The following is a 1,230-nucleotide window of genomic DNA, read 5'->3' as shown; positions in this document are numbered from 1 at the left end:
GGCAGGCTCCCGCAGCCATCAGACCGGTGTAAACGGTGAAAATAACAGCGTCCGTCTCAGCATTCAGGGCGGTCATCTCGGTCACGATAACAACGGCGGTATTGCCCGTGGGGCCACGCCGGAAAGCAGCGGCAGCTATGGCTTCGTCCGTCTGGAGGGTGACCTGCTCAGAACAGAGGTTGCCGGTATGTCTGTGACAGCGGGGGTATATGGTGCTGCCGGCCATTCTTCCGTTGATGTTAAGGATGATGACGGCTCCCGCGCCGGCACGGTCCGGGATGATGCCGGCAGTCTGGGCGGATACCTGAATCTGACACACACGTCCTCCGGCCTGTGGGCTGACATTGTGGCACAGGGAACCCGCCACAGCATGAAAGCGTCATCGGACAATAACGACTTCCGCGCCCGGGGCTGGGGCTGGCTGGGCTCACTGGAAACCGGTCTGCCCTTCAGTATCACTGACAACCTGATGCTGGAGCCACAACTGCAGTACACCTGGCAGGGGCTCTCCCTGGATGACGGCCAGGATAACGCCGGTTATGTGAAGTTCGGGCATGGCAGTACACAACATGTGCGTGCCGGCTTCCGTCTGGGCAGCCACAACGATATGACCTTTGGCGAAGGCACCTCATCCCGTGACACTCTGCGCGACAGTACAAAACACCGTGTGAGTGAACTGCCGGTGAACTGGTGGGTACAGCCGCCGCCGGCAGTAACATGACGTTCTCACCGTCCCGGAATGGCACGTCACTGGACCTGCAGGCCGGACTGGAAGCCCGTGTCCGGGAAAATATCACCCTGGGCGTTCAGGCCGGTTATGCCCACAGCGTCAGCGGCAGCAGCGCTGAAGGCTATAACGGTCAGGCCACGCTGAATGTGACCTTCTGACAGAACCATCGCCTCTTTGTGGTCCCGGTCATCATGATCGGGACCCGGACCGGCGCAACGGATATTCAACGCCACATTCGCTGGCATTAACAATAACATGATATTCATCACGGAGTGACTATGTTACAGATAGTCGGCGCGCTGATCCTGCTGATAGCAGGATTTGCCATTCTTCGCCTTTTGTTCAGAGCATTAATCAGCACAGCTTCTGCGCTGGCAGGGCTTATATTGCTGTGTCTGTTCGGCCCGGCCTTACTGGCTGGCTATATCACCGAACGCATAACCCGGTTGTTCCATATTCGCTGGCTGGCAGGCGTATTTCTGACGATTGCCGGAATGATC

Annotated in this window: 2 pseudogenes; both read left to right on the top strand. The window is 58.0% G+C overall.

Annotated elements, in window-relative coordinates:
- Positions 1–888, top strand: a pseudogene (locus ACJHX3_RS24855) (autotransporter domain-containing protein); the annotation flags it as partial.
- Positions 889–1,008: 120 nt separating this feature from the next.
- Positions 1,009–1,230 (top strand): annotated as a pseudogene (locus ACJHX3_RS24850) (hypothetical protein); the annotation flags it as partial.

Source organism: Escherichia sp. WS1265 (assembly GCF_046487585.1).
Lineage (GTDB): Bacteria > Pseudomonadota > Gammaproteobacteria > Enterobacterales > Enterobacteriaceae > Escherichia > Escherichia coli.
Note: the sequence above shows the minus strand (reverse complement) of the source record. Positions and strands in the feature narration are given on the sequence as shown.